The 6,406-nt window shown below is 67.3% G+C and carries 5 protein-coding genes; 1 reads left to right on the top strand and 4 read right to left on the bottom strand.

Translation table 11 applies throughout. From position 1 onward, the window contains the following. Position 1: 1 nt before the first annotated feature. From AC5Y3Z_RS04835 to AC5Y3Z_RS04845, 3 genes are read right to left on the bottom strand one after another with little or no spacing between them, the layout of a single operon-like run. On the bottom strand, positions 2–940 hold the full coding sequence (locus tag AC5Y3Z_RS04835; RefSeq protein ID WP_473139341.1) for a crotonase/enoyl-CoA hydratase family protein: 939 nt from the start codon (positions 938–940) through the stop codon (positions 2–4). A 28-nt stretch (positions 941–968) separates the two neighbouring features. After that, positions 969–2,597 carry an acyl-CoA dehydrogenase family protein gene (locus AC5Y3Z_RS04840; RefSeq protein ID WP_473139342.1) on the bottom strand — a complete coding sequence of 543 codons (1,629 nt, stop codon included), beginning with the start codon at positions 2,595–2,597 and terminating at the stop codon, positions 969–971. Positions 2,598–2,647: 50 nt separating this feature from the next. Continuing rightward, on the bottom strand, positions 2,648–3,403 hold the full coding sequence (locus AC5Y3Z_RS04845) for a deoxyribonuclease IV (protein WP_463825782.1): 756 nt from the start codon (positions 3,401–3,403) through the stop codon (positions 2,648–2,650). Between the two features lie 50 nt (positions 3,404–3,453). Between AC5Y3Z_RS04845 and AC5Y3Z_RS04850 the strand changes: the two genes are divergently transcribed. Continuing rightward, on the top strand, positions 3,454–5,361 hold the full coding sequence (locus tag AC5Y3Z_RS04850) for a neutral ceramidase (protein WP_473139343.1): 1,908 nt from the start codon (positions 3,454–3,456) through the stop codon (positions 5,359–5,361). 41 nt (positions 5,362–5,402) lie between these two features. Here the strand turns inward: AC5Y3Z_RS04850 and AC5Y3Z_RS04855 are convergent, their stop codons facing one another. Continuing rightward, positions 5,403–6,281 carry a type IV toxin-antitoxin system AbiEi family antitoxin gene (locus tag AC5Y3Z_RS04855; protein WP_473139344.1) on the bottom strand — a complete coding sequence of 293 codons (879 nt, stop codon included), beginning with the start codon at positions 6,279–6,281 and terminating at the stop codon, positions 5,403–5,405. Positions 6,282–6,406: the final 125 nt, after the last annotated feature.

Consider the following 6,406-nt stretch of genomic DNA (forward strand, 5'->3'; position numbering starts at 1 on the left):
GTCAAACCTGGGAGGCGCGCCGGCCGTAGTCGCCGAATGGCTCGTCGCGATGTTTGACCGCCTCGCGGAAACCGTGCTCGACCGCGTCTGCCACGAAGGCATGCCCCTCGGGTGTGTGCCGGGCGACGCCGTCGAAGACGGTACTTACCATCCTGCTGGTGGCCACACCCTGCTGCAGCAGCGGCGCATTCAACGCGAGCTTGATCATGATCAACTGATTGACGGGCAATGCGGCGATGCGGGCCAGCAGGCGCTCGGTGCGCTCGTCGAGATCCTCGGGTGCGGGCGCCTCGACCGCCAGACCCCACTCGGCGGCCTGCGTGCCGGTGATGCAGTCGCCGGTGAACAGTAGGCGTTTGGCGCGCTGGTCCCCCAGTCGGTGCGCCCACAGTCCCGCGGCCGGCACTCCCCAGACCCGGGTCGGCGGGTAGCCGATCTTGGCGTCGGCGGCTGCGATCACCTGGTCGGCGTGCAGCGCGATGTCGGTGCCACCGGCCACGCAGTAACCGTGGATCTTGACCACCGTGGGCTTGTCGGCGTGCATCAGGCTGGCGAAGCCGCGCACGAAGCGGCTCATCATCTGGTAGTCGATCATCGGGTCCCAGGGCTGATTGGGCAGGTGATTGATGCCCTGGGTCTTACCGTCCAGCACGGTGCCGTCATACGCGCCGGTGCCGCCCGCCGAGCCGGTCCGGTCCGCGTAGGCGGACAGGTCGAAGCCGGCGCAGAATCCCTCACCGCGCCCGGACACCAGGATCACGTGCACGTCCGGGTCCAGGTCGGCACGTTCCACGCACGCGGAGAGTTCCAGCGGAGTGTCGGCGATGATCGCGTTGCCCTTTTCCGGGCGGTTGAAGGTGATGCGGGCGATACGGCCGGTGACCTCGTAGGTCATCGTCTTGAGGTGGTCGAAGTCGACCGGCCTGATCGCGTGGGTCATGTGCGTCGCTCCCCGGCGTCGAGGCGCGTCACCCCTTCACCAGCGCACGCTCGATGATGGGCGCCAGGTCCAGCCCGGTTGGCATGGTGCCGAAAGCGCCACCCCATTGACCGCCGAGCCGGGTGGCCAGAAAGGCCTCGGCGACGGCGGGGTGTCCGTGGCGCACCAGCAGCGAACCCTGCAGCGCCAGGCAGATGTCCTCGGCGACCTTGCGGGCCCGGTACTGGATCGTGTCCAGGTCGCCCAGTTGCGGGCGTAACCGCTCGACGTGCGCGTCCTGCCGCGGGTCCTGGCCGGCCGTACCGGCCAGTTCGTCGAACAGCACCTCGACGGATTCGGGCCGAGTTGCCATGGCGCGCAACGTATCCAGCGCACTGACGTTGCCCGAGCCCTCCCAGATGCCCATCAGCGGGGCTTCCCGGTACAACCGGGGCATGCCGGAGTCCTCGACATAACCGTTGCCGCCCAGGCATTCCAGCGCCTCGGCAGCGTGCGGCGTGGACCGTTTGCACACCCAGTACTTGCTGGCCGCCAGCCCGATGCGGCGCAGCAGCGCCTCACGCTGATCGCCGCGGACCGCCTTGTCGGTGGCACCGGCCATCCGCATCGCCACCATGGTGGCGGCTTCGGCTTCCACCGCGAGATCGGCCAGCACGTTGCGCATCAACGGCTGGTCAATCAGGTAGGCGCCGAACGCTTTTCGGTGTTGTGCATGATAGATGGCACGGGTCAACCCGGTGCGCATGCTGGTGGCGCTGCCCAGCGTGCAGTCCAACCGGGTGAGGTTGACCATCTCGATGATGGTCGGCACGCCGCGGCCCTCCTCGCCCACCAGCCAGGCGGTGGCGCCGTCATATTCGACCTCACTGGAGGCGTTCGCGTGGTTGCCGAGCTTGTCCTTGAGCCGTTGCAACAACATTCGGTTGCGGGTGCCGTCGGGCAGGATGCGCGGCAGCAGGAAACACGACAACCCGCCCGGCGCCTGGGCGAGCACCAGGAAGATGTCGCACATCGGCGCCGAGGTGAACCACTTGTGACCGCGCAGGCGGTAGGTGCCGGAGCCGGTAGGAACGGCTTCGGTGGTACCGGCCCGCACGTCGGAACCACCCTGCTTCTCGGTCATCGACATCCCCGCGGTGACACCGGCTTTCGTCGTCACCGGTTTCAGTTCCGGGTCATAGACGCGGCTGGTCAGCAACGGTTCGTAGACGGCGGCCAGGTCCGGATTGAAGCGCAGCGCCGGCACCACCGCGTAGGTCATCGAGATCGGGCAGACGTGGCCGGGTTCGACGTTCCACACCGCCATCTTGGCCGCGCGCACCACGTGGGCGCCGGGCCGGCCGTCGGCCCAGGGGGCGCCGTGCAGACCGTGCGCGATCGCGGTGCGCATCAGCTCGTGGTAGGCGGGGTCGTACTCCACCTCGTCGACGCGGTGTCCCACCCGGTCATGGGTACGCAGGATGGGCCGGTTGCGGTCGGCCAGCTCACCCCAGCGCTGCGCCTCCGGGCTGCCTGCAATCGCCCCCAGTTCGTTCACCTCGTCCAGGCCCCACTGCCCCCCTTCGCGGATCAGGGCTTCGGTCAGGACCGGCGAGGATGCGGGGTTGTAGTTCTCCAGGGGCGGGACCTGATTGGTCACGACGTGCGTATCGGGCATGACCGCAATATTACAGTTTCCCGACAACCGCACAAGACTTGTAATGCGGGTCAGTCACCGATCCGGTCCCGCAGAAAGGCGATGTCGTCCTTGCGGCCCTCCTCGGCCGTCTCGCAGATCACCGGCGCATCCGCGGCCCGGACGACGGCGACGAGCAACTCCGGGTCGATCTGGCCCATGCCGAAGTTGGCATGCCGGTCGGCTCCGGAACCGGCCGCGTCCCGGGAGTCGTTGCAGTGCACCAGGTCGATGCGACCGGTCAGTGCCTTGATCCGCTGGACCGAGTCGACCAGCGCCTCGCCTGCGGCCCACGCATGGCAGGTGTCCAGGCAGAAGCCGATCCCGCTGTCGCCGATGCGGTCCCACAACCGGCCGATGGTGTCGAAGTGACGGGCCATCGCGTGGTCACCGCCCGCGGTGTTCTCCAACAGCACCTGAACGTCGGTTTCCAAGTAGTCGAGCGCCTTGGCCCAACGTTCGAAGCCGGCCGCCATGTCGTCGTCGTCCGCGTGCCCGCCGTGCACGATCACCGCCGTCGCGTTGATCGCCGCCGCGGCGTCGCAGGTGTCCTGCAGGATCTTGCGCGACGGGATCCGGATGCGGTTGTTGGCAGATGCCACGTTGATCAGATACGGCGCGTGCACATAGAGCGGAATGCCGGCCGCTTTCAACGTGTCGGCGTCCGCACGGGGCCTGGGCTTCTTCCAACTCTGCGGGTTCCCGAGGAAGAACTGGACCACGTCGGCGCCGTCTGCAGCGGCCGCAGCCAGGGGATCGTCCTGGTGGACATGTGAACCGATAAGCACTTGGCCAGTTTAGTGAGTTGCGGCAGGCCCGGCGCTTAAGGTGTGAATCCGTGGGCCTTTCAGTCGGACGGGGCATCGCCGACATCACCGGCGAGGCGGCCGACTGCGGCATGCTCGGCTACGGCAAAGTCGAACAGCGCACCGCAGGCATCCACCTGCGACTGCGATCGCGCGCATTCGTCTTCGACGACGGCGGCGCCCGCGTCTTGCTCGTCGTGGCCGAACTGCCGTTGCCGATGCAGAACGTGACCGACGAGGTGCTGCGCCGCCTAGCCAAGTCCTACGGCGACACCTACTGCGCCCAGAACACCGTCATCACCGCCACCCACACCCACGCCGGCCCCGGCGGATACTGCGGGCACCTGCTGTACAACCTGTCCACCAGTGGGTTTCGGCCCGCGACGTTCGGCGCGATCGTCGACGGCATCGTCGAATCGGTCCGGTACGCCCACGACGACCTGGCACCTGCCGAGGTCATGCTGTCCCACGGCGAGTTGCACGACGCCAGCCGGAATCGTTCGCCGTCGGCCTTCGACCGTAACCCGTTGGCGGACAGAGCGTTTTACCCCGACCGAATCGACCCTCTGACCACCCTGGTGCGTATCGACCGCGGCACCGGCCCGGTGGGCGCCATCCACTTCTTCGCCACCCATGGCACCAGCATGACCAACCGCAACCTGCTGATCTCCGGGGACAACAAGGGTTTCGCCGCCTACCACTGGGAGCGCGTCCGGTGCGGTGCGGACTACCTGGCCGGACAGCCCGGCTTCATCTCCGCATTCGCCCAGACCAACCCCGGTGACATGAGCCCCCACGTGGCGGGACCCATCGGCTACGGGCCGGGCACCGCCGACGCGGAGCGGGACCAGACCCGACAGATCGGGCTGGCCCAATTCGCCGATGCCGTAGCGCAATTGGACACCGGGACGCCGATCGGCACCGGGGTCGAATCGCGGTTCACCTACCTCGACCTCAGTGCCGTGCGGGTGCGCGGGGAATACACGCCGGACGGTCGCGAACACCGTACCGGGCGGCCGATGATCGCCGCCTCGATGTTCGCCGGCACGGACGAGGGCGAAGGCTTCCGCGGCTTCCGTCAGGGGCAAAACCCGTTCTGGGACAGCATTTCCCGAATCTTCTACCGGGTTGTCGGGCCGGCCCGTTCGGTGCAGAAACCCAAGGGCCTGGTGGTGCCGGTGCGGTTGCTGAACCGGTTGCAACCGTTCATCCAGGAAGTGGTGCCCGTCCACCTGGTACGGATCGGCCGGCTGTATCTGCTCTGCATTCCGGGTGAACCGACCATCGTCGCGGGACTGCGGTTGCGCCGTACCGTGGCCGCGATCGTCGGCGCCGAGCTCAATGACGTGCTGTGCGTGGGTTATTCGAATGCGTACATCCACTACGTGACCACCCCGGAGGAGTATCTCGAACAGCGATACGAGGGCGGCAGCACCCTGTTCGGGCGGTGGGAGCTGCCGGCATTGATGCAGACCGCCGCCGGACTCGCCGAGGCGATGCGGGACGGCCGGCCGGTGCCACCCGCACCCGGGCCGCCGGCCCACCGGCCGCGCAGTTGGCTGCGCAGCCCGCCCGCCGACCGCGGCTCGTTCGGAGCGGTCCTGGCCGGGCCGGGCGGCCCGCACCGCCGTGGCGAGGCGGTGGAAGCGACGTTCGTCAGCGCGTACCCGAACAACGATCTGCACCGCACCCGGACTTTCCTCGAAGTGGTGCGCGTCGAAGGAGATCGTTGGGTGCGGGTCGCCGACGACGGCGACTGGTCGACCACCTTTCGGTGGCAGCGCGAGGGTCGGGCCGGGTCGCGGGTGCACATCCGCTGGGACATCCCCGGCGATGCGGTACCCGGGCAGTACCGCATCGTGCACCACTACACCACCCGGGACACCCGCGGCCGGCTCGAACCATTCGTCACCTCGACGCAGGAGTTCACCGTCGCCTGAGGTTGGCGAGCAGACGTAAAAGTCCCCAAATCCCTTGCTGATTAGGGGCTTTTGCGTCTGCTCGCCAGGTGGTACTCGAGGCGCTCGGCGAGCCCAACTGGGTCACCGCGGACGTCGTTCACCGTGAACGGAACCGACAACCAGCCGCATTCCTGCAGCCGCGCGGTCTTCAACCGATCATGCAGTAACGCGTCACGCCCCAGATGCCACTGCACGCTGTCGTACTCCGCAGCCAGCATGACATCCGGCCAGGCAAAATCGACGCGCCAGACCTTCCCGTACCGGTCCACGATGCTGTACTGGAGCTGCGGCATCGGCAGTTTGTTATCGATGAACACGAGTCGCGCCTCGCTCTCCATCGGCGACTCGGGCCGTCGGTCGGCGCAGCCGATCAGCTCCCGCACCTTGACGATGCCGCGCCGGCCCTTGTGCTCCCGGATGACTGCGTCGAGTTCCCCTTTGGTGCACGCCTGAATGTGCAACGCCGCGTCCAGCGTGGCCAGGCTGCGCGGCCGCCTCAAACTCCGTGCGACCTCAATCGCCGTCCACGCTGGGGCGGTCGCCAGTCGGCCCTGAACCCGTCGTAGCGGCGCACCGATGCGCTGGTGCACCATCAGACCCTTCGTCGGTCGCATGCGCACACCAGGATCAAGGATGTGTAGCCGCGAGGTGTTCTCCGTGTCGAATCCGTAGAGGGCAGCGGCGGTACCCATGCAAGCGACAATTTGCTCACGAGCCAGCACGTCGAGTGCTGCGAGCTTTCCCAGCACGTCTGGTTCGGCGTGCCCGTAGACGCCATGGCAGACCCGAATGAGCTTGCCTGCCTGAACAAGTCCTGCCAACCGCTTGCGGGTCATGACGGTGAGGAGTTGGGCGGTGGTCGCAAATTCGCCACGCGGCAGCGTGGTCTCGATGTCCATGAACCAGACGATGAAGCCAAACCGGTCCATATAGCTAGGCAGCGATGCGCCATATGTGGATAGGCGCGCGGGTGAGGATGTGCGAGCAGACGCAAAAGCCCCCAAATCCCTTGAGTTTTGGGGGC

Source organism: Mycobacterium sp. NGS61, assembly GCF_059812325.1.

Coding starts and splice junctions, on each gene's coding strand:
- AC5Y3Z_RS04840 (WP_473139342.1), bottom strand. CDS start 2,597: ATGCCCGATACGCACGTCGTGACCAATCAGGTCCCGCCCCTGGAGAAC.
- AC5Y3Z_RS04855 (WP_473139344.1), bottom strand. CDS start 6,281: ATGGACATCGAGACCACGCTGCCGCGTGGCGAATTTGCGACCACCGCC.
- AC5Y3Z_RS04835 (WP_473139341.1), bottom strand. CDS start 940: ATGACCCACGCGATCAGGCCGGTCGACTTCGACCACCTCAAGACGATG.